This is a genomic window from Bradyrhizobium lablabi (genome assembly GCF_900141755.1).
In the GTDB taxonomy this organism is placed as follows: domain Bacteria; phylum Pseudomonadota; class Alphaproteobacteria; order Rhizobiales; family Xanthobacteraceae; genus Bradyrhizobium; species Bradyrhizobium lablabi_A.
In genome coordinates this window covers 1,394,543-1,416,291 of the sequence record NZ_LT670844.1, presented here as the reverse complement: position 1 = coordinate 1,416,291, position 21,749 = coordinate 1,394,543, and the positions used below count along the sequence as shown (strand labels likewise).

The window sequence follows — 21,749 nt, the reverse complement described above, 5'->3', positions numbered from 1 at the left end:
CCATGGCAAAACTGCACGTTTCCACCACCATCAACGGCGAGCCGATGGAGTTTTTGTGCGAGCCCAGCGACACCATGCTCGACGCCTTGCGCGGGCCGCTGGCCCTGACCGGCTCCAAGGAAGGCTGCGCCTCCGGCGATTGCGGCGCCTGCAGCATCATGCTGGATGATCGGCTGGTCTGTTCGTGTTTGATGCTCGCCGTCGAGGCCGAAGGCCATCAGTTGCGCACCATCGAAGGCATGGCGAAGGGCGAGAAGCTGCATCCGCTACAGCAAAAATTCCTGGAAATGGCGGCGCTGCAATGTGGCATCTGCACCTCAGGCATGCTGGTCGCCTCCGACGCGCTGTTGAAGAAGAACCCTCAGCCGAGCGAGGAAGAGGTCCGCTTCTGGCTCGCCGGCAATCTCTGCCGGTGCACGGGTTACGACAAGATTGTCCGCGCGGTTCTTGAGACCGCGGCCGAAATACGGGAGACAGCACAATGAACATCATCACCAACAACAAGTGGATCGGCCAGCGCACCATTCGCCCTGACGGCGCCGACAAGGTCACCGGCCGCGCGGCGTTCGCCGCCGACACCACCATGCCCGGCATGATCTGGGGCAAGATCAAGCGCAGCCCGCATCCGCACGCCCGCATCAAGTCGATCGACACCTCGAAAGCGGAGGCGCTGCCGGGCGTCAAAGCGGTGGTGACCGCGCGCGACATCGTTGATTTCCCGATTGATAAGTCGGTCATGCTCGGCATCCAGGACATGCGCTGGATGTGCCGCAACGTGATGGCGCGCGAGAAGGCGCTGTTCCCCGGCCACCCCGTCGCTGCAGTCGCCGCCACGTCCGAGGCGATCGCAGCAAAGGCCTGCGAATTGATCGAGGTCGATTACGAGGTGCTGCCGTGGTCGATCGAGATCGACGACGCGCTGAAACCGGACGCGCCGATTCTGCACGAGTTCAACAAGTTCGAGGGCAAACCGTCCAATATCGCCGGCAAGCTGGAAGTCAAGAAGGGCGACATCGCGCAAGGATTCAAAGACGCCGAGATCGTCATCGAGCGCACCTTTACCACCCGCCCGGTGCATCAGGGCTATATCGAGCCGCACGCCTGCCTGATCAGCGTCGCGCCTGACAACAAGACCACGATCTGGAGCTCGAGCCAGGGCCAGTTCATGGTCCGCGCCATGACCTCGTATCTGACCGGCATCCCGCAGAGCGACATCCGCGCCATCCCGGCCGAGATCGGCGGCGGCTTTGGCGGCAAGACCATCGTCTATCTCGAGCCGCTGGCGACGCTGCTCGCGAAAAAATCCGGCCGCCCGGTGAAGATGGTAATGACCCGCGAGGAAGTGATGCGGGCGACGGGCCCCACGTCCGGCTCGAAGAGTACGGTCAAGATCGGTGCGAAAAAGGATGGCACCATCGTCGCGGCGCAAGGCACCTTCTATCTGCAGGCCGGCGCGCTGCCGGGCTCGCCGATCCGCGGCGCGGTCGGCTGCAGTTTTTCGCCTTACGACATCCCGAACGTGCTGTCGGTCGGCTACGATGTGCTCTCCAACCGCTCCAAGGTCGCGGCCTATCGCGCGCCGGGCGCGCCGATAGGCGCCTTTGCGGTGGAATGCGTGCTCGACGAGCTCGCTGAAGCGCTGAAGATGGATCCGCTGGAGCTGCGGCTGAAGAACGCCGCAAAACAGGGGACAAAAGCCGCGCATGGCCCGGTGTTTCCGCGGATCGGCTATATCGAGACGCTGGAAGCTGCAAAAGCCCATCCGCATTACACGGCGCCGCTCGGCAAATTGCAGGGCAGGGGCATAGCCTCCGGCTTCTGGTTCAACGCCGGTGGTGAATCGAGCGCGCAGGTCAACATCACCGAAGACGGTAATGTTGTCGTCACGACAGGCCATCCGGATATCGGCGGCTCGCGCGCCGCGATCGCCAACATCTGCGCCGAGCTGCTCGGCATTGATTATCGCCGCGTGTCAGTCCTGATCGGCGACACTGCAACCGTCGGCTTTTCCAATCTGACCGGCGGCAGCCGCGTGCTGTTCGCGTCCGCGATGGTGGTGACGCAGTCGGCGGACAAGGTCATCAGCACCTTGCGCGAACGTGCCGCAAAAATCTGGGAGATCGATCCCGAGGCGGTGAAATGGGAAAACGGCGCGGCGCATCCGGCGAGCCCCAATGCTGGCCAGTTCGAGCCTTTGACCTTAGCCGAGCTTGCCGCAAAGGCCCCGCAGATGGGCGGGCCGATCGGCGCCGGCGTGCAGCTCAACACCGAAGGCGCCGAAGGCGGTTTTGGCACCCATATCTGCGACGTCGAAGTCGATGTAGAGCTCGGCATCGTCCGCGTGATCCGCTACACCGCGGTGCAGGATGTCGGCCGTGCCATTCATCCCGGCTATGTCGAGGGCCAGATGCAGGGCGGCGTCGCGCAGGGCATCGGCTGGGCGCTGAACGAAGAGTACATCTACAACAAAGACGGCAAGGTCGATAACCCCGGCTTCCTCGATTATCGCATGCCGGTGTGCTCGGACCTGCCGATGCTCGACACGGTGATGGTCGAAGTGCCGAACCCGAAACATCCGCAGGGCGTCAAGGGCGTCGGCGAAGTGCCGCTGGTGCCGGTGATGGCGGCGGTCGCCAACGCGGTCCACAACGCATTGGGAAAGCGCTTCTACAGCCTGCCGATGTCGCCGCCGAAGGTGCTGGAGGTGATTGAGGGTCAGGGGTAACCGGCGCAAATGACTGACTCCGAGAAAGCCGCAAAAGTAATCGAAGCCTTGAAGGCGGCCGAGCGTGAGCCGGCGCAGACTGCGTTGCCGCTGCTGAACGGTTTAGTCGGGCTGGTTCAGGGAGGCGGCGAACAGAGACTGGAAGTTGAAGAGGCACGATCCAGCGCATTCCTGGCAATCTGCGAAATCGGAAAGGCGCTGCATCGCGGCCAGCCCACAGATGGCCTGTGGGCGTCGGCGATCAATGCAACGGAACGGTGGATGTCGCTCGCGAGATGACGCTAAAGCCGCGATCCATTCGAAAATAAGCGCTCGCAGGCGGAGCCCGGATAAGCGAAGCGATATTCGGGAATCGGCTAACCCGCCTTGCGGGGCTAGTTCGCGCTGCCCCGCTGCACACCCAGATTGAGATCGAAAAACTTCACGGCGGTCTTGCCGATATATTCGTGCAACTGGCGTCGATCGATGCCGGGCGCATCGATACAGGCTTCCGGCCAGGTATCGCGTCCGAACGCATCGCATTCGTTGACGAAGATCTCGTGGTCGACCAGGCCGGGCAGCACGTCGAGTTTGACATGCGCGATATATTTTGCCGCGAACTCCGAGTTTTCCTTGACCGGAGCCTGGGTGTCGCGGGCGCCGACGATGATGTAGGTCGGGATCGTCAATTGCTTGAGCCCGTCCGCCTCCATGCCGAATCCCGGCAGGTCTCCGGGCGCCATCGCAAAGGCGGCCTTGATGCGATTGTCCTGCACGTCGCGCGCCGGGCCTGAGTCCAGCGGCAATTCCGCGCGCAGATAGGCCGGCACCACCGGGTTGTTTTTCCAGTTCGTCTGATAAGCCAGATAAAGGTCGGGATTGATCCTGGCGCCGCCGATCCAGAACGAGGTGAATCCGCCCTGCGAGTGTCCGGCCACGCCAATCCGGTTCGGGTCGATATGTGGCCCCCACACTGTGTCCTGCAGCAGGCCGGTGATGTCGAGCGTGATGTCGCGCGGCCGCTGCCAGAGCTTGCTGCGCGTGTACATCACCGTCGCATCATAGGTGTTGGCGCGATAATGAAAGAGCATGGCGACGAGATAGCCGCGCGCGGCCAAATATTCGCCGAACCACGCATAATACAACCCGTTGCTGCCGGCGCCGTGCGAGAACATGATCAGGGGACGCTTTTGCGTATCGGCCACGACTGGAGCATCCACATACAGATGCAGGTTGGTGAAGAAGGTCATCTTGTCAGGCGTCGCGGAACTGTCCGGCAGCGCGGCCGGATAGAACAGCGCGAATGCCAGATGCCGGCCGTCGGTCGGGTCGACATATTCCATCTGTTTCATTCCGACGGGGTAGGGCCCGCTGATGTCAGCGGTTTGCGCCAGTGCCCGTCCAGACCACAGCGCCAGGCCGCAACAAGCGATGACGCAAGATTGCCTCAAGATGGCAGAGAGGTGGATCAACCTACGCCGCTCGGTAGAGATCGTCCGCATGTTCGGATTCCTGCCGCGTTTGCATCGGGTGTTGCCTATGACCATATCCCATCGCCCGCGGCCTTTACCATTGGCAACCACGAAGCTGATATCCGTCAGCAATTTCGTCATGCAAATCTGTTCCAATCGCTGGCCCGCAGATCCAGAATGCCGGGGTAGACCGCGGCTGGCGCCGGCGAGGGTGATCCAATGAGGCGAATAGCGTTCATGACGAGCCTTTCCGCGGACATGATGCGGCGACTTCGTCACTTCGGCGACTTTGTCACGGTACCGCTTGCCATCGTGATTTTCGCAGGCCTGGCCGGCCTGGATCGCCTGCCTCTGATGCTCGCCGGCATCGCGGCCTGGACGCTTCTGGAATATCTGGTCCACCGGTTTGTCTTCCATATTCATTCCCAGGGCCGGCGCCTGCATCAGCTTCATCACGACAACCCGAGCGATCCGGACGCGGAACGATCGAGCCTCACTACGCCGCTGCTCGCGCTGCCGGTCGGATTTCTCTTGATTGGCGCTGCGGGGTTGGAAGACGGCTCGGCGATTTTCGCCGGACTGCTCTCGGGCTATCTGGTCTTCATCGTTGTCCACTATGCCGTGCATCGCTGGCCGATAGGGCCGAATTCATGGCTCTATTCGGCCAAGATACGACACCTCACGCATCATCATCTCGAGAATTGCAATTTTGGCGTGACGACGATCTTTTGGGACATCGTTTTTCGCACCCATGCGAGAGCCGTCGGCGGACACATCCGTTCCGAAGCCGGATGACGGCGTCGCTTAACCTTCAATATCTGTTCGCATCGCGTTCGTATGATTGTAATGGAGCATGGGCAAGGTCCCCCGCATTCGCCACGACTTAAGCACCCGTGGCTCAAGGTGAAATATGAGGGGGGATGTTTTCGATGAAGGTTGCAGAACAGCGTTTTCTTGCCAGTCTGCCGGTTTTTCGATCGGGTTTGGCCGTGACGGTCCTTTTATCGGGCGTCGTGGGCGCCAATGTCGCTCGCGCCGACGACGACGGCGTCGACTTCAGACCGGGAAATCTGCTGCTCAGCCGTTCCGTATATGACAACAATCCGGCCAATATCGCGGTGGGGACGCAACTGCCGCCCAATTGCGTCGCTCCCAATTGCGTGACCGCGACGGCCGACGGCTCTTATCCCTTTATCTGGGATAATTCGCTCGTTGACGGCAGCTTCGGCATCACCGCGAAAATCGTGCTCGATCAACTCAAGCCGTCCGGCGAGCTGGTCAACTCGCTCGAGGTGCCCAACAGCGCCGACGGGATCCCGCCGACCCGGGATCAGATGGTGACCAGCTTCCCGTCCAAATCGGAGATCGCACTGAACCTTTCGACCGACGGCCGGGTCGTGACGTTCATGGGATACCTTGCGCCCATCGATGCGCTCGATGTCTCGAATTCCAATACGCCCGCGGTGTTTGATCCCACCAACCCCGTCTCCGGCAGCTATTCGCGGGTGGTCGCGGAAGTCGACGAACACGGCCGGTTTCGCTTCACCAAGACCAATGCATACAGCGGCAACAACGGACGCGTCGCGATCCGAAACGACAAGGACGACGCCAACATCGTCTACATGTCCGGAAATGCCGGCAACGGCGCAAATCCTCAGCCAAACGGGGTCATCGTCGGCGCCGGATTGCAAATCCTGACCGAGGAACGGACCAAACTCGCAGCCCAAAACCCGGGCCAGCCGACGCCGGTCGGCAGCTTCAATATCACGCAACTGGGGCTGACCGCGGACAAGATCGGCAAGGACACGAATTTCCGAGGCCTCTCGATCTTCAACAAGGTGATCTATACGACCAAGGGCAGCGGCGGCAACGGCATCAACGCGGTCTACTTCATCGATACCACCGGCTTTGATTCGAACGGCAAGCCCTTAGCGTGCTCGAACGGCGTCGGCATCCCCGGGGCGACCGCAGCCCTGCCCACCACGCCGATCTTTTACGACGCCACGCAACTGCAGACCAAGGGTGTCGTCCCCTACAACATGTGCGTCCTTGCGGGCTTTCCGACGAATCTCGCAAAAAAAACGACATCGTTCCCGTTCGGCGTCTGGTTCGCCGACGCGAAGACGCTCTATGTCACCGATGAAGGCAACGGCACCACCACCTTCGATCCGGTATCGGGCAAGTATACCGCGGCCGCCGCGCAAACCGGGGCGGGGCTGCAGAAGTGGGTGTTCGACGCAAGCCTTGGCGCGTGGAAACTGGCCTACGTGCTGCAGGCTGGGCTTAATCTCGGCGTGCCATACACGGTGACGGGTTATCCGACCGGCCAAAATCCCAAAACCGGGCTTCCCTGGTCGCCCGCCAGCGACGGCCTTCGAAACCTCATGGGCCGCGTCAATCACGATGGTACCGCGACGATCTGGGCGATCACCTCGACCGTCAGCGGAAACGGCGACCAGGGTGCCGATCCGAATCAACTGGTCATGATCAGGGATAATCTGGCCGCAACCAGCCTTCCCGCGGGCGAAGCCTTTACCGCTCTCCGAACCGCGCGCTTTGGCGAAGTCCTGCGCGGCATTTTGTTCACGCCGGGAACCGATCGTGACCACCTGGCCGATGATGACGATCATGAGCACGATCACGATGGTCATGATCACGACCGACACGCCGACGCCGACTGATAATCAACGGGCTCTTGCAGTCACTCGTCAACCGGCACAAACCGTGCCGGCTGACTTTTGATGTCGATCGATGCTGCCGCGGCACATAGCGTCCGTGCACGACACCCGAACGCCTGACTACCTGTGGTCCTCGTGAAGTCCCTTTGTGCCCCCGGATTGCCGCCGGTCCGTCCCGCAAGCGGGCTGCTCGCAGATGTCGTGCTTCATGCCGCGCAAGAGCACGTTGACCCGCCGGACCGGCCGGTTGAACACGGTCTGAGCGATCCAGGCGACCTTGCTTGAATACTGGACGTCGATCAGCGCCGCCCGATGCTCGGAGGGAGCCCAGGCGCGCAGCTCGTCGTTGACGACCTCCAGAACCTCGAAACCAAGAAATAAATTGTCGTAGAGTTTTGCTCCAAAAATCAGATTCAGTTTCGCTTCAATCGCTAATTGTTCGATTTCCGTAGGCCGAAATGAATTCATGCAGTGTCCCCAGTCCCGTCACGAGCATGGGTACGAGGCATCGGCAAAAAGGTTTCTGCATGGGTGTATGCCGTGGCTGCAGGGGACAAAAAGTACCATGCAACGCGGCACGCGGCGGAAGAACGTTCTAGGGTTGGAACGCGCGCTATGGCCGAAGAGAGAAAAATGAATTTTTGTCCATCAGCCGTTCACCTACGGGCTACGCACCCTGTGCTCCCTCCGCCGGCGGGAACACGATTCGGTCGTCGGTCCGGCAATAGCGGTCGGCGAACATGCGGCCTACCGGATGATAGCGGTCCATGTGCACCCGCATGGAGGCGGGATCCCACAATTCGTCGCGGATGTGGAAATTGACGCCTTCGCCGATGATGAGCTGGCGGTCGCCGTTCACATCGATGGTTTGCCAAGTCTTGCACTCCATCGCCCACGGCGCATCGGCAAGCCGCGGCACCGCGACATTTGTCGAGGGCGCCAGTTTCAGGCCGAGATAATTGGGCTCGCCGATTTCGGGCGGAAAATCGCCGCTGGAATCGTGCATCGCACGCGCCAGCGGTTCATCGGCGAGGTTGACCACGAATTCGCTGGTGCGCTGGATGTTGGTCAGCGTGTCCTTGGTTCGGCCGTCGGGCCGCAAATTGACGGCGAACATGCAGAGCGGGGGATCCTCGCAGAACACGTTGAAGAAGCTGAAGGGCGCGGCATTGACCACGCCGGTCGGGCCAACCGTCGTCACCCAGGCGATCGGCCGCGGCAGGACGAATCCCGTCAGCACCTTGTAGCGCTCGCGGCGCGTGAGATCGTTTGGCGCGTATTGCATGGTGCGTTCCCTTTTGACCGGGGTTTTCTACGTTCCACGAGTGAGTATGCGGAGGCACCCCACCCCAACCCTCCCCCGCAAGCGGGAGAGGGGGCGCATCAGCGTGTGCTGAACGATATTAATTTAACAATGGCTACGATGCAGGCCACGTCTGTTTTGTCGACCATGCTGCTTGCCATGCGTCGCGCTCAGCTCCCTCTCCCGCGCTTGCGGGGGAGGGTTGGGGTGGGGGCGCCCCTCGGGGACTCCAAGTAAGGTGCGCGCTCAACAGGGCTACGGCATGCTCAGCTCGTGCCGGCCGACCACCATCCAGTGCACTTCATCGGGGCCGTCGGCGAAGCGCAGATGGCGCACGTCCTGGTACATTTCGGCGAGCGGGGTCCATTGCGAGATGCCGGTCGCGCCGTGCATCTGGATCGCCTGGTCGATGATCTTGCAGGCGCGCTCGGGCACCATGGCTTTCACCATGCTGACCCAGATGCGCGCTTCCTTGTTGCCGAGCACGTCCATCGCTTTGGCGGCTTTCAGCACCATCAACCGCATCGCCTCGATCTCGCAGCGCGCCTGCGCGATGATCTGGAGATTGCCGCCGAGATGGGCGATCTTCTTGCCGAAGGCTTCGCGGGTCAGTCCGCGCGACACCATCATGTCGAGCGCCTTTTCCGCCTTGCCGATGGTGCGCATGCAGTGATGGATGCGGCCCGGCCCGAGCCGGACCTGCGAGATCTCGAAGCCGCGGCCTTCGCCGAGCAGCATGTTCTCCTTGGGTACCCGGACATTGTTGAAGCGCAGGTGCATGTGTCCGCGCGGCGCATGGTCGTGCCCGAACACGTGCATCGGCCCGAGGATCTCGACGCCCGGGGTATCCTTCGGCACCAGGATTTGCGACTGCTGCTTGCTCGGCGGCGCGTCCGGATTGGTCTTCACCATCACGATCATGATCTTGCAGCGGGGATCGCCGAGCCCGGAGATGTAATATTTCTCGCCGTTAATCACCCATTCGTCGCCGACGAGCTTTGCCGTCGTCGAGATATTCTTGGCATCCGAAGAGGCGACATTCGGTTCGGTCATGGCATAGGCGGAGCGGATTTCGCCGTTGAGAAGCGGCTTCAGCCACTTCTCCTTCTGCTCCTTGGTGCCGACGCGCTCGAGCACTTCCATGTTGCCGGTATCCGGCGCCGAGCAGTTCATGGTTTCGGAGGCAAGCGGGCTTTTGCCGAGCTCGGCGGCGATATAGGCGTAGTCGAGATTCTTCAGGCCCTCGCCGGTCTCGGCATCGGGCAGGAAGAAGTTCCACAGGCCGACTTCCTTGGCCTTTGCCTTCGCCTTGCCGAGAACCTCGAGCTGCTCCGGCGTAAAGCTCCAGCGGTCGGTCTTCTTCTCGCCGAGCCGATAAAACTCCGCCGACATCGGATCGACCGTCTCCCGGATGAATTTCCTCACGTGATCGTAGAGCGGCCGGACCTGCTCCGACATTCTGAGGTCGTTGAGCTCGTCTTCCGGGTTCAGGGTGTAGGTCGTCGTTCGCGGCACGTAGGCGTGTTTCATTTGTAGTCCTCCCAATGGCTCAGATCGATTTTTCCCGTCATCGTCCGGACGATCTGTCTGAAACCCGTGTCATCGGCACTCTATCGTGTTTTCGAGCAAGCTGGGTAGCGCAAAGAAACCGCATCAACGTTGCGAGCGATGTCAGAACGCCGTGTAGCCGCCGTCAATGACAAAACAATCCGCCGTGTGATAGGACGACGCCTTGCTCATCAAATAGACCGCGATGCCGCCGAAATCGGTGGGTTCGCCGAACCGGCGCATCGGAATCCGCGGCATCACCGCGCCGACGAATTTTTCATTCGCCAGCACGCCGGCGGTCATGTCGCTCTTGATCCAGCCGGGCAGGATGGCGTTGGCGGTGACGCCGTGGCGTGCGAGCTCGACCGCGACCGCGCGGACCAGCGCGTTGATGGCGGCTTTGGTCGCGGCATAATGCTCGTTGCGCGCGGTGCCGAACAGCGAGGCGAGGCTCGAGGTTGCGACCAGACGACCAAAACCGTCGCCGGCAGTGGCGCGCTCGGTCATGTGGCGGGCGGCCGCCTGGAACACGTGGAACACGCCGTCGAGATTGGTCGCGAACATGGTCCGCCATTGCTCCTCGGTGCGGTCGATGAAAGCGTGCCGTCCGCCGCCGCCGATGCCGGCATTGGCAAAGCAGCCGTCGACCCGGCCGAAGTGCCCGAGCGTCGCCGCCATCGCCGCTTTCACCGAGGCGGCATCGCTGACATCGCAAATCCTGCTATCGACCTTGCCGGGCGAGCCGGCCATGGATGCGGCAGCATTTTTGTTCTTCTCGGCATTGCGGCCCCAGATCGAGACATTGCAGCCGGCTGCGGCGAGTGCCTGCGCGATGCCGAGCCCGATGCCGCCATTGCCGCCGGTGACGACCGCGACGCGGCCGGAGAGGTCAAATATGCTCATGAGCGTTTCCATTTGGTTTGGCGCGCGTTAGGCCGCGCGTCCGCTGGCAGGCAGATGTTCCCGTCACAACCATGGACAAGCTGCGTCTAAAAATCAAATATGGGTCCGAGATTGAAGACTTTCCGTGCCGCGGAAGAACACGCGGGCCAAAGCAGATGAGGAAACAAATGCAGCTCAAACACGTCACGCTCGATTTCGACGGCCCTGTGGCCATCCTGAAGCTCGACCATCAGGAGGTGATGAACGCGGTGTCGATGGATATGCTGGGCGGCCTTGCCGAGGCGCTCGACGCCATCGACGAGAACAAGGCCGAGGTCCGTTGCGTGGTTTTGACCGGCGCGGGCCGCGCCTTCTGCACCGGCGCCAATTTGCAGGGCCGGAATAACCAGAAGCCGGGCAAGAGCAATGCCGGCGCTTCGCTCGAGATCGGCTTTCATCCGTTCCTGCGGCGGTTGCGCAACCTGCATTGCCCGCTGGTGACGGCGGTCAACGGCCCGGCCGCCGGCGCCGGGATGAGTTTTGCAATGATGGGCGACATGATCTTGTGCGCGCGCTCGTCCTATTTCCTGCAGGCGTTCCGGCGCATCGGCCTGGTGCCAGACTGCGGCTCGACCTGGCTGTTGCCGCGGCTGATCGGAAGAGCGCGCTCGGTCGAATTGTCGCTGATGGGTGAGAGACTGTCGGCGGAAAAGGCGCTGGAATGGGGGCTCGTCAATCGCGTGTACGACGATGCTGCGCTGATGGAAGAGGCCATGAAGCTCGCGCATGAGCTTGCCAACGGCCCGACCATTGCGCTGTCGCTGATCCGGAAACTCTATTGGGAAAGCCCGGACAATTCGTTCGAGGACCAGCTCAACCTCGAATTCGAGTCGCAGCGGATTGCCGGTGCTGCGGAAGATTTCAAGGAGGGCGTCACCGCCTTCCTCGAAAAGCGTCCGGCCAAATTCAAGGGCAGATGATGGAGGCGCTGCTCGGGCGCAGCGTCGCCGCGTGGTGCCACGGCGCGACCGGCGTGGCTGGCGTCGTCAGGCTTTCCGGCGGCGCCAGCCAGGAAACCTGGTCGTTCGATATCGTGCATCCCGACGGCAACATCGGCGCGATCCTGCGGCGGGCGCCGTTAGGTTACGGCGCAGCACCTGGGCGTGCGGCCGGGCTCGATGCCGAGGCAAGGCTGATGCAGCTTGCTTATGACGCCGGCGTACCTTCGCCGCGCGTGCTGCATGTCTTGCAGCCGCAGGACGAGCTCGGCACCGGATTCGTCATGGCGCGGGTCGATGGCGAAACCATCGCGCGCAAAATTCTTCGCGATGACAAATTTGCGAGTGCCCGTCCGAAACTGGCGCGTCAGCTCGGCACGGTCGCGGCTTGCATCCATGGATTGCCGCTGTCGGAATTGCCAAAGCTTCGCCGCATGACGGCGGCGAAGGAAATTGCCGAACTGCAGCAGGATTATCGCAGCTTTGACTGGCCGCGGCCGGTGTTCGAATTGGCGCTGCGCTGGCTCGCCGACCACGATCCCGGCCCGTCCGACGAGGTGACGCTGGTGCATGGCGATTTCCGCCACGGCAATCTGATCATTGGCCCCGATGGCGTGCGCGCGGTGCTGGACTGGGAGCTCGCGCATACTGGCGATCCCATGGAGGATCTCGGCTGGGTCTGTGTCAATTCCTGGCGTTTTGGCGAGATCGACAAGCCCGTCGGAGGCTTTGGGACACGCGAAGAGTTGTTCGCGGGATACGAGGCGGCCGGCCGCCGCGTCGATGCAAAGCGGGTGACATTCTGGGAAGTGATGGGCACGCTGCGCTGGGGCGTGATGTGCTGTGGCATGATGCAGCGTTTTCGTCTCTCGCCTGACCATTCGATGGAACGCGCCATGATCGGCCGCCGCGCGTCGGAGACGGAGATCGATCTGTTGCGGTTGTTAGCCCCGCGAGGAACATGACATGCAGGACGAACCGACACTCACCGAATTGACAAAAGCGGTCGCGGATTTCTTGCGCGACGACATCGCGCCTCAAATGAGCGGGCACAACGCATTCAAGCTGCGGGTCGCGATCAACATGCTCGATCTGGTGACGCGGCACCTTGCGCTGGGGCAGGGCAGTGATGCCGCGGAGTTGGCCCGGCTGTCGCAGCTCTTGGGTAAGGAGGGCTCGCTCACCGAGCTCAACCGCCTGCTCGCCGATCAAATCGCAAAAGGCGAGGTCGACCTGAAAACGCCTGGGCTCGCCGATCATCTCTGGCAGACAACGATGGACAAACTGGCCGTCGATCAGCCGAATTACGCGTCGTATCGGAGGGAGTTGGGAGAGCAGGGTGGTTAACCCGTCATTGCGAGGAGCGTTTGCGACGAAGCAATCCACTACTTGCGCGAATGGCGATAATGGATTGCTTCGCTTCGCTCGCAATGACGGGAGGGAGCGCTGCGCCCGTTACGTCACTTCCCCACCCATTTCGGCGGGCGCTTTTCGGCAAACGCTTTCGGTCCCTCGACATAATCCTGCGACGCCGCCATCGCTTTCACCGCCGGGTATTCGCGCTGCTCGGTGATGGCCTGTTCCAGCGACACGGCGAGGCCCTTCTGAATGGCCTGCTTGGACGCGCGGATCGACATCGGCGAGTTCTTGCAGATGGTCTCGGCCCAGCGCTCCGCCGCCGCCAGCGCTTCGCCCTGCGGTACCACCTCGTTGACGAAACCGAGCTCAAGGCCTTCTTTGGCGCTGACATGGCGCGCGGTCAGGATCATGCCCATCGCGCGCTTCAGCCCGATCTGACGCGGCAGCCGGTGCACGCCGCCGGCGAGCGCCGCAAGGCCGACGCGCGGTTCGGGGAGAGCGAACGTGGCATTCTCCGAGGCAATGATGAGATCGCAGGCGAGCGCAATCTCAAAACCGCCGCCCATGGCGACGCCGTTGACGGCCGCAATGATCGGCTTGTCGCAGTCGAAGCGCGAGGTCAGCCCGGCAAAGCCGCCCTTGTCCCAGCCGCGCTTTCCGCCCGCCGCCTGCCATTTCAAATCGTTCCCCGCACAGAACGCCTTGTCGCCGGCGCCGGTGACGATCGCGACCCATTGCTCGGGATCGGCGGAAAAATCGTCGAACACCTTGTTCAGCTCAAAATGCGCGTCGATATGCAGCGCGTTGTACACTTCGGGCCGCGACAGCGTCACGATCGTGACCGGGCCCTTGCGCGTGACCTTTGAGAATTTCAAATCCATGTTTGCTCCCGTGCGTTTTTCTGTGGCGTGGAATGTTGGAGGCAATACTAGCGCGCTCGCGCCTGCGAACGCCATCCAATTACGCAAGGCGCCTCCGCGCCACAAGCTTGCTTGACTTGGTCGGGGCTTCTCACCTTAATCGAACGCGCGGGGACATAACGACAAGAAAACGATATCTGGGAGAATTGCCGTGGATTTTGCACTGCCGGCTGACCTCGTCGCCTATCTCGCCGAGCTCGACCAATTCGTCGCGCAAAAGATAAAACCGATCGAAGAGGCCGATGACAACATCCGTTTCTTCGATCACCGCCGCGAATGGGCGCGCACCGATTTCGAGAATGGCGGGCTGCCGCGGCATGAGTGGGAAGCGCTGCTGCGACGGGTGAAAAATCTCGCCGACGAGGCGGGGCATCTGCGCTTTGCGATCCCGAAGCGCTATGGCGGCAAGGATGGTTCCAATCTCTGGATGGCGGTGATCCGCGAACATTTTGCCTCGAAGGGACTTGGCCTGCACAACGACCTGCAGAACGAGCATTCCATCGTGGGCAATCTGCCATTGGTGACGATGCTCGACCGCTATGGCCGCGACGAGCAGAAGGCGATGATCGAAGGCTCAATCACGGGAAAATACCGCATCACGTTTGGGCTCACCGAACCCGAGCACGGCTCGGATGCGACCCATATGGAAACCAAGGCGGTGCCGGCAACGCGCGACAACGTCAAAGGCTGGGTGATCAACGGCGAGAAGATGTGGACCACCGGCATGCATGTCGCGACCCATTGCGCGCTGTTCGCCCGCACGTCCGGCAATGACGGCGATGCGCGCGGCATCACCTGTTTCCTGGTGCCGGCCAAGGCCGCGGGCGTGAAGGTCGAGGAATATATGTGGACGTTTAACATGCCGACCGATCATCCGCGCGTCAGCTTTACCGATGTGTTCGTCGCTGAGGACGCGCTGTTCGGCGAGATCGGCCGCGGATTGTCGCTGGCACAATGTTTTGTGCATGAGAACCGGATTCGGCAGGCCGCGAGTTCGCTGGGTGCTGCGGTCTATTGCATCAATGAGAGCGTAAAATATGCTCGCGAGCGAAAGCCGTTCGGCAAAGCGCTCGCCGAAAACCAGGCGATCCAGTGGCCGCTGGTCGAGCTTGCGACGCAGGCCGAGATGCTGCGGCTGTTGATCCGCAAGACCGCCTGGGAGATGGACCAGCTCACCCAGGCGCAGGTCGAGCACACGCTCTCCGACAAGGTGTCGATGTGCAACTACTGGGCAAACCGGCTGTGCTGCGAAGCAGCCGACCGCGCCATGCAGGTGCATGGCGGCATGGGCTATTCGCGCCACAAGCCGTTCGAACACATCTACCGCCACCACCGCCGCTACCGCATCACCGAAGGCAGCGAGGAAATCCAGAAGCGGAAAGTGGCGGGATTCTTGTTTGGATATATGGGGGCAGGGAAGCATTAAAGGGCGTCTCGCTCTTCAAACAGCAGATACACGTCCGTGGTCTCGCGGCGGGAGACGCCCGAGGTTTGCATTTCGTTGTCCCTCGAAATAATGAGGGAGCAGGGAATGCCGGATGCGCGCTGCACCCGCGGTCCCGTGTGCAAAGGGTGAAAGAAAATCGCACACGAGCATACAGGGCAGCGGAGGCGATCCGACATTCCCTGCGCAATGGCTTTACGACTTATATCGTGCTCTCCCCGGAGTATCGGGCTTTCCTGCCTCCGTCGCCTCCCGGAAACCGGCGCTCCGGCCCGGTTGGGCTTTCGCGCCTCCGAAAGACTTGATGCCAACCACTGAGGCATCGGAACCACACGACTTTGCCGTACGCCTCGGCACCGCTCGTTGGCACGTCCTGTGATCGCTCACGGAGTTTATCCCGCCCTGCGATCCCATCGCGCGCACGATGCCGCCGCGTCCACCGCATCCCATCCCAACGTTCGGTAACGATGGCCAACGCCCCTTCCTCGGGGACAGGATGGCGTGAGTCCTAAAAGTGATTTGCCCGACAGCGAAAGGGAAATTTTGCCCGTCGGGTTACTTTGTCGCAGCCACAGCTGCCAATCGCAACGGCCACGTTTGAGACATGCCGACTGTCCCTGAGAATGTCCGTTCTGCGGGGGTGGTCTCAACCGGTTGACGCAACACTTTATCTTAAAGGAGAGATGGAGTGTGGTTTGATGGCTCACAAATTTCATAGAGGGTTTACTGCGGCAGAGAAAACGGAGTTATGGGATCGCTGGAAGCGCGGGGAGTCGCTAAAGGCGATCGGACGCGCTTTTGGTAAGCAGTCATCGTCGATCTATTTTTTGGTGGCTCCGCATGGTGGGATTCGTCCTGCCGAGCGGCGTCGCTCCAGGCTGGCATTGACGCTCGCGGAACGCGAGGTGATTTCCAGAGGTGTTACGGCACATCGATCGGCCCGATCGATCGCCAAGTTGCTTGGCCGCTCACCCTCGACGGTGAGCCGGGAAATGAACCGTAATGGCGGCTATGACCGCTACCGAGCGGCACTTGCAGATGAGAATGCCTGGGCGCGAGCTCGTCGTCCAAAATGCTGTAAATTGGCGAGCAGTCCGCGGCTACGGCGAGCTGTCGCGGGGAAGCTCAGATTGGATTGGTCACCCGAGCAGATAGCCGGCTGGCTGAAGAGAACGCATCCTGAAGACGAGTGTAATCAGGTGTCACACGAGACGATCTACCGCAGCTTATTTGTACAAACCCGTGGCGTGCTCAAGAAAGAGCTGCTTAGTCATCTTCGATCGAAGCGCTCGATGCGTCGCTCCAAGCCGGTCGATCCGGATGGCGATAGACGGGGGCATATCAAGGATATCGTCTCAATCCGCCAGCGACCGGCGGCGGTTGAAGATCGAGCGGTGCCTGGCCATTGGGAAGGCGATCTGCTGTCCGGGCCGAACAACAGCTACATCGCGACCTTGGTCGAGCGTCATACGCGCTACGTGATGTTGGCCAAGGTGGCCGGTAAGGACACCCGAACGGTGGTCACCGCGCTCATCAAGCAGGCGAAGAAGCTACCAAAGGAGCTGTATAAGTCGCTGACCTGGGACCGGGGAAAGGAACTTACGGATCATCGCCGCTTTACGTTGGCGACCAAAATCGACGTCTATTTTTGCGATCCGCAAAGCCCGTGGCAGCGCGGGTCGAACGAGAACACCAATGGCCTGCTGAGACAGTACTTTCCGAAGGGCACCGACTTGTCGGTGCACTCACAAGCCTACCTGAACAAAGTGGCTCGTCAGCTAAACGAACGACCACGTGAGACCTTGCAATTTGAAACCCCAGCAGAGAGATTTAACGCCTGTGTTGCGTCGACCGGTTGAGCCGGCAGGGGAAGACCGGAAGTCGCCGGTGTCCTATCAAACCGACGCGAATGACCGAAAGCCGAAGTTAGGGGCGACTAACCTTGCCGCGAATCGTAGGACCCGGGGAATCCCTAATACCGTCACCGTGATGGTTCCTGCAATTGAACCAACACCAAAGCCGGCCACACTCAAACCAAGTAGGGGCGATGCAATGACTGCGGTAACCATGCGGATTGATGAGTCATACGGCCTGGTCATCGAATCAGGACTTGATGAATGGATGTTTGAATGCAGTTTTTCCTTTATGAAATCGTCGCTCGCATCGTCGCGATCTATTTGTGCGTCGATTCCAGCCGCAAACTTTGGCTTGGCCTTACCGAGAGAAAAATCAAGCCCTTCAGTGCTGATCCTGTAAACTGGATTCTAGACTCGGTTCAAGACCCGTCGAATTTGGTTGTTCATAGAGATTCCGCGCCGGACTTGTACTGGATTTCAATCGGCATCGAGATAACTGTCTTGGCTGCATGCCTCATTGTAGCGATATTTGGGTGGTGGCACCCAAACACCTGAGCATCCGCTGATGGCACGTTTGAGACATACCAACTGCACCGAGCGATGTCCGCTTTCAGGGGTAACCCGGAAGACATGTGCTCATGCTGAGTTCTTCTCACTTTGACCCAACTCGGACATTGGCGGCAATACGGTTACGGCCGACTAAGGTCGATCAGCGCCGACATACTTTTGTGGCGACCAACCAGACTGGCGTTTATCATCACTGACCTCACCGAACGTCCAAGCGATTTATCGCAATACCGTTTGATCGGGCCAGCGGCACGAAGCGCGAAACGATGCTAATGCCCGCTGGCGCGCATTTTTGTGTCTGATCCGCAACAGTTTTTTTGTTCCTCAACTGGAACAGGCGTTTTTGTTCGTGGGCTTCCACCCCTTCGACTAATCTCTCTCTCTGAGCACCCGGTTGGTGAGTCATTGGCCGCTTAAGTGAGGCACCGATGAAGATGCTCCGTCCATTAAGGTTGTCACATTCGCGATGCACCGAGTCTGACCGTGCCGAGGCCGATCCAGGTGGCAACGGTCATATGAGCAGGTTTTCGTTCGCCCCCGCGTCGGTGCGGACATCATCGGAAAAGCGGGCCGGAGTTCGGGGCGCTGTGGCGGTCCTGGGCCTGATGGGAGCAACCCTGACTTCTCCCAGCCATGCGCAGCAGGCGCCGTCCCTGCTGACGGCGGGGAGCTTCGGAGTTCTGGCCGGCTCAACGGTCACCAACACAGGCTCGACTGTGATCAATGGAAATGTCGGCGTCAGCCCTGGCTCCGCGGTCACTGGGTTTCCCCCTGGCATTGTAAACGGCGTGATAAGTGTGGCCGATGCCGTTGCCGCTCAAGCTCAAATTGATAACATTAGCGCCTACAACGTTTTGGCAGGTAAGCCAATTACCACTAATCTGACAGGTCAGGACCTGGGAGGCAAAACGCTGATAGCGGGCGTCTACGGTTTTAACACGTCAGCTCAATTGACTGGGACCCTCACACTGAATGGGCAAGGCAACCCGAACTCAGTCTTCATCATCAACACCGGAAGCACGCTGACCACTGCCAGCGGTTCGAGCATTTCGCTGATCAACGGTGCTCAGGGTGGCAATGTATTTTTCAGGGTTGGCAGTTCGGCGACACTTGGCACGAGCACTTCGTTCGTTGGGGACATTCTCGCACTGACGAGCATCACCCTTAATACCAGCGCCAAAATAATCTGCGGTGATGCTTTGGCACAAAACGGTGCGGTTACGTTGGATAGCAACACCATTACAACATGCACGACCACCACGGCCTCGGCTTCGTCTGTGCTGCCATCCTCGGCCACGGGAAATCAACGCGCAGTCGCAAATTCCATTGATACCTTTGTCAGAAACGGCGGTACGCTGCCGCCTGCATTCGCCAGCCTGCTCTCGTTCCTGCCCCCCAGCCAACTGCAAAGCGCGTTCACACAGCTTTCGGGAGAAGTCGGTACCGGCCCGGCGCAGGCAGGAACCCAGGCGATGAACTCATTCCTGTCGCTGGTGACCAATCCGTACGCCGAAAACCGCCCGTTCGCGCCGACCCGCCCCGTATCTCCGATGATGCCCGTCAAGGCTATCTCGGTCACTCCCGCGTTGAACCCCGATCCGCGCCCTTGGGGCGTTTGGGCTGCGGGCTATGGTGGGCAAACCAATGCAAACGGTGACGCGTTGGGTGTTGGAAGCCACGACAGATCAGTGAGCGACGCCGGCTTTGCTACTGGCCTCGACTATCGGGTCACGCCCTACACCGTGGCCGGCTTCGCGCTTTCGGGTGGGGCTACCCGCTATGGCTTGTCGGAAGGTCTAGGCAGCGGACGTAGCGACATGTTCCAGGCGGCCATCTACAGCACGACGCGCGTAGATGCGGCCTATGTCTCGGCCGCAATCGCCTACGGCTTTCATCAGTTTAACACCGACCGGTTCGTGACCGTGGCGGGTGCCGACCATCTGGCCGCCGATTTCTCCGCCAATGACATTGGTGGCCGGCTCGAAGGCGGATATCGCTTCGCCATTCCGAACGTGGGTTGGCCGGGTCAGTCCGGGTTCACTCCCTATGCCGCCGTGCAGGTGCAGGCCTTCCGAACGCCGTCCTACAGTGAAACTGCGCTCTCCGGCTCGTCGGTTTTCGCACTTTCCTACGACGCCAGGACGATCACCACGACCCGCACCGAGCTTGGCACTTGGCTCGACTGGAGCATTCCGATTGACTACAGCACCAGACTGACCCTGCTTGGCCGTGCCGCCTGGGCTCACGACAATTGGTCCGCGCCGAACATCACCGCCGGGTTCCAGGCGCTGCCCGGATCAATCTTCGTCGTGACGGGCGCAGCGCCGGCCACCGATTTGGCACTTGTGTCGGCTGGCGTGGAGATCGGGTTCAGGAACGGATTTTCGGTCGGCGCGCGGTTCGACGGTGAATTCGCCGAGAACTCAACGAAATACTCCGGTATGGGCCGGCTGCGTTATACTTGGTGAATCAAACTCACGAGGTTCGGCCAGCTTGTGAGAGTTCGGTAGACTCCCGCCCCCTAATACGAGGATGTCCACCATGTTCAGAAACATGTTCAGAAAACAGTTCCCCAAGGTCCAGGATGCCTTGGATACTTGCCCACGCGTATCGATCACCAACTCTATGGGTATTGACGGCGGCAGATCAGCGATTGACCGATACTGTTTGAAAAAGACCTCGCTAGGCGGCCTTGGTCTTAGGCTTTTTCACCGCATGGTACCTAATTCAGCCATTTCTATCGAATACTTCTGGAACATGGCGATCCGCTTGCTTGTGAATTCTGCAATGACGCTGAGAATTTCAACGGGCGACCTAATCGTCGCAAGCCTCTGGGCGAATTCAAAAGCCAATTGCATGTTGGCTTGTGCCATTTCCAGCAGCTTTGCTTGATAAGCCCGCACGTTTGCCGTGGCTGAAGAAAAAACAAACCCTTTCTTTGAATCGTTATCCGTCATCGTCTGTTTGCAGTCATCTTGTAAGGCTGTCGCCGGTTTCTCAACAAGGGGAGCCTCTTGTTTTGAGTCGTCATGACGCTCAGGGGGCGATTCAGTCGAGCCTGCCGCAACCGCGCGCAGGGGGCTGTCTTTCGGGCTTCTAATAATAGCCTGATTGGCCCGTTGGGCGGCTATTTTCGTGCTGTGGGCGTGCTTTGACGCCGTTGCCGGTTTACGTTTGCTCATCTGACCCTCCAAGGGATGATTGGGTGACCACAACGTCATTCGTGTGCAGCGACAACATGCTGTGTAGTTTAACGTTCCAAACGCAGATTAAATTCATCGCATAGGCTGATCAGGAAGTTCGGCGATGTGCCCGACGACCTGAATGAGTTGTGAGATGAGTGTGCGATTCGCCTTCATTTAACTTTTCCGATGTGAGCAATATTGACCACCGACTCCGCGAACCGGAAGAGCATGCTGGTTCCATCACCGTCCCTCATATCGGCACCTACCGGTGACTGAGAGTGTTGCGCTCCCGCCCAACGCAGGGGAAGCATCATGCCCGAAGCCTATAGTCATGCCTGCCCGTCTCTGCTTCCCATCCAACGGCCCCGCTGCCCTTGGTGTCAGGGCCGGATGATGCTGTCCCGGATCGAACCTGGTCCGGCCCATTCCGACTTTCTGACGTTCGAATGTCCGAAGTGCGAGCATGTCCAAAAGATGGTTGTCGGGGACCCGATGAAGGCAATCAATACGGGTTGGACGGCAGGCGGCCTTAGGTCGCCCGAGTAAGGCTGCCTCGCCGTTGATAAAGATCAATGCGCCGTGCAATTCGGCCAGGTGCATCGAGTCTTTCGCTCGGAGCGGGACGTTTTGCCTCAGCGACCTTAGCGGAAAACCGTTACTGAGCGAGACCCTCAGTCCGAATGACATTGCGGTAGATGCTCTTGAGGAAGCGGGGGAGACGTCGCCCGGCGCGGAGCGAACTGAAGCGCTCAAAGAAGCCGTGCTTTCTCTGTAGAACCGCGGGCAATCCGGGATTAATCTCCTTCGGCAGGCTTCGGAAGCAATGACCTTGC

The 21,749-nt window shown here is 60.4% G+C and carries 19 protein-coding genes; 12 read left to right on the top strand and 7 right to left on the bottom strand.

What is annotated here, in order from left to right; genetic code table 11:
- The first annotated feature begins 2 nt into the window (after positions 1 to 2).
- Genes B5526_RS06775 through B5526_RS06765 form a run of 3 tightly spaced genes read left to right on the top strand, consistent with a single transcriptional unit; the run spans position 3 to position 3,004 of the window.
- Positions 3 to 485, top strand: a complete 483-nt coding sequence (locus B5526_RS06775) for a (2Fe-2S)-binding protein (RefSeq protein ID WP_079537517.1) — start codon at positions 3 to 5, stop codon at positions 483 to 485.
- Positions 482 to 2,725 carry a xanthine dehydrogenase family protein molybdopterin-binding subunit gene (locus B5526_RS06770; RefSeq protein ID WP_079537516.1) on the top strand — a complete coding sequence of 748 codons (2,244 nt, stop codon included), beginning with the start codon at positions 482 to 484 and terminating at the stop codon, positions 2,723 to 2,725. The genes B5526_RS06775 and B5526_RS06770 overlap by 4 nt, the downstream gene beginning before the upstream one ends.
- A gap of 9 nt (positions 2,726 to 2,734) precedes the next feature.
- Positions 2,735 to 3,004 (top strand): hypothetical protein, encoded by a 270-nt coding sequence (locus B5526_RS06765; RefSeq protein ID WP_079537515.1) that lies wholly within the window; start codon positions 2,735 to 2,737, stop codon positions 3,002 to 3,004.
- Between the two features lie 95 nt (positions 3,005 to 3,099).
- Here B5526_RS06765 and B5526_RS06760 read toward each other — a convergent pair whose 3' ends face one another.
- Positions 3,100 to 4,047, bottom strand: a complete 948-nt coding sequence (locus B5526_RS06760; RefSeq protein WP_197688421.1) for an alpha/beta hydrolase family protein — start codon at positions 4,045 to 4,047, stop codon at positions 3,100 to 3,102.
- A 366-nt stretch (positions 4,048 to 4,413) separates the two neighbouring features.
- Here B5526_RS06760 and B5526_RS06755 point away from each other — a divergent pair, with 366 nt between their 5' ends.
- Positions 4,414 to 4,971, top strand: coding sequence for a sterol desaturase family protein (locus B5526_RS06755; protein ID WP_172841987.1), 558 nt, complete (start codon positions 4,414 to 4,416; stop codon positions 4,969 to 4,971).
- A 134-nt stretch (positions 4,972 to 5,105) separates the two neighbouring features.
- Positions 5,106 to 6,857, top strand: a complete 1,752-nt coding sequence (locus B5526_RS06750) for a hypothetical protein (protein WP_197688420.1) — start codon at positions 5,106 to 5,108, stop codon at positions 6,855 to 6,857.
- A gap of 117 nt (positions 6,858 to 6,974) precedes the next feature.
- Here the strand turns inward: B5526_RS06750 and B5526_RS06745 are convergent, their stop codons facing one another.
- From B5526_RS06745 to B5526_RS06730, 4 genes are all read right to left on the bottom strand, one after another.
- Positions 6,975 to 7,322, bottom strand: coding sequence for a hypothetical protein (locus B5526_RS06745; protein WP_079537513.1), 348 nt, complete (start codon positions 7,320 to 7,322; stop codon positions 6,975 to 6,977).
- Positions 7,323 to 7,521: 199 nt separating this feature from the next.
- Positions 7,522 to 8,139 (bottom strand): flavin reductase family protein, encoded by a 618-nt coding sequence (locus B5526_RS06740; RefSeq protein ID WP_079537512.1) that lies wholly within the window; start codon positions 8,137 to 8,139, stop codon positions 7,522 to 7,524.
- Between the two features lie 273 nt (positions 8,140 to 8,412).
- Positions 8,413 to 9,687 carry an acyl-CoA dehydrogenase family protein gene (locus tag B5526_RS06735; RefSeq protein WP_079537511.1) on the bottom strand — a complete coding sequence of 425 codons (1,275 nt, stop codon included), beginning with the start codon at positions 9,685 to 9,687 and terminating at the stop codon, positions 8,413 to 8,415.
- 141 nt (positions 9,688 to 9,828) lie between these two features.
- Complete coding sequence (locus tag B5526_RS06730; protein ID WP_079544748.1) at positions 9,829 to 10,608, bottom strand: SDR family NAD(P)-dependent oxidoreductase; 780 nt, start codon at positions 10,606 to 10,608, stop codon at positions 9,829 to 9,831.
- Positions 10,609 to 10,775: 167 nt separating this feature from the next.
- Between B5526_RS06730 and B5526_RS06725 the strand changes: the two genes are divergently transcribed.
- From B5526_RS06725 to B5526_RS06715, 3 genes are read left to right on the top strand one after another with little or no spacing between them, the layout of a single operon-like run.
- Entirely contained in the window at positions 10,776 to 11,567 is a 792-nt protein-coding gene (locus tag B5526_RS06725; protein WP_079544747.1) for an enoyl-CoA hydratase/isomerase, read from the top strand.
- Entirely contained in the window at positions 11,564 to 12,550 is a 987-nt protein-coding gene (locus B5526_RS06720; protein WP_079537510.1) for a phosphotransferase family protein, read from the top strand. Before B5526_RS06725 ends, B5526_RS06720 begins: the two co-directional genes overlap by 4 nt.
- Position 12,551: 1 nt before the next feature.
- Entirely contained in the window at positions 12,552 to 12,932 is a 381-nt protein-coding gene (locus tag B5526_RS06715; protein WP_079537509.1) for a DUF6285 domain-containing protein, read from the top strand.
- A gap of 113 nt (positions 12,933 to 13,045) precedes the next feature.
- Here the strand turns inward: B5526_RS06715 and B5526_RS06710 are convergent, their stop codons facing one another.
- Entirely contained in the window at positions 13,046 to 13,825 is a 780-nt protein-coding gene (locus tag B5526_RS06710) for an enoyl-CoA hydratase-related protein (protein WP_079537508.1), read from the bottom strand.
- A 190-nt stretch (positions 13,826 to 14,015) separates the two neighbouring features.
- Between B5526_RS06710 and B5526_RS06705 the strand changes: the two genes are divergently transcribed.
- From B5526_RS06705 to B5526_RS06690, 4 genes are all read left to right on the top strand, one after another.
- A complete protein-coding gene (locus B5526_RS06705) occupies positions 14,016 to 15,290 on the top strand; it encodes an acyl-CoA dehydrogenase family protein (RefSeq protein ID WP_079537507.1) in 1,275 nt (424 codons plus the stop codon).
- Between the two features lie 716 nt (positions 15,291 to 16,006).
- Entirely contained in the window at positions 16,007 to 17,167 is a 1,161-nt protein-coding gene (locus B5526_RS06700) for an IS30 family transposase (RefSeq protein WP_079544746.1), read from the top strand.
- Positions 17,168 to 17,195: 28 nt separating this feature from the next.
- A complete protein-coding gene (locus tag B5526_RS37445; RefSeq protein ID WP_154071174.1) occupies positions 17,196 to 17,564 on the top strand; it encodes a hypothetical protein in 369 nt (122 codons plus the stop codon).
- 682 nt (positions 17,565 to 18,246) lie between these two features.
- Positions 18,247 to 20,199: an ice-binding family protein gene (locus tag B5526_RS06690; protein WP_172841986.1), complete on the top strand. Its 1,953-nt coding sequence runs from the start codon at positions 18,247 to 18,249 to the stop codon at positions 20,197 to 20,199.
- A 240-nt stretch (positions 20,200 to 20,439) separates the two neighbouring features.
- Here the strand turns inward: B5526_RS06690 and B5526_RS06685 are convergent, their stop codons facing one another.
- Positions 20,440 to 20,913, bottom strand: a complete 474-nt coding sequence (locus B5526_RS06685; RefSeq protein ID WP_079544745.1) for a phasin family protein — start codon at positions 20,911 to 20,913, stop codon at positions 20,440 to 20,442.
- Between the last annotated feature and the right edge of the window lie 836 nt (positions 20,914 to 21,749).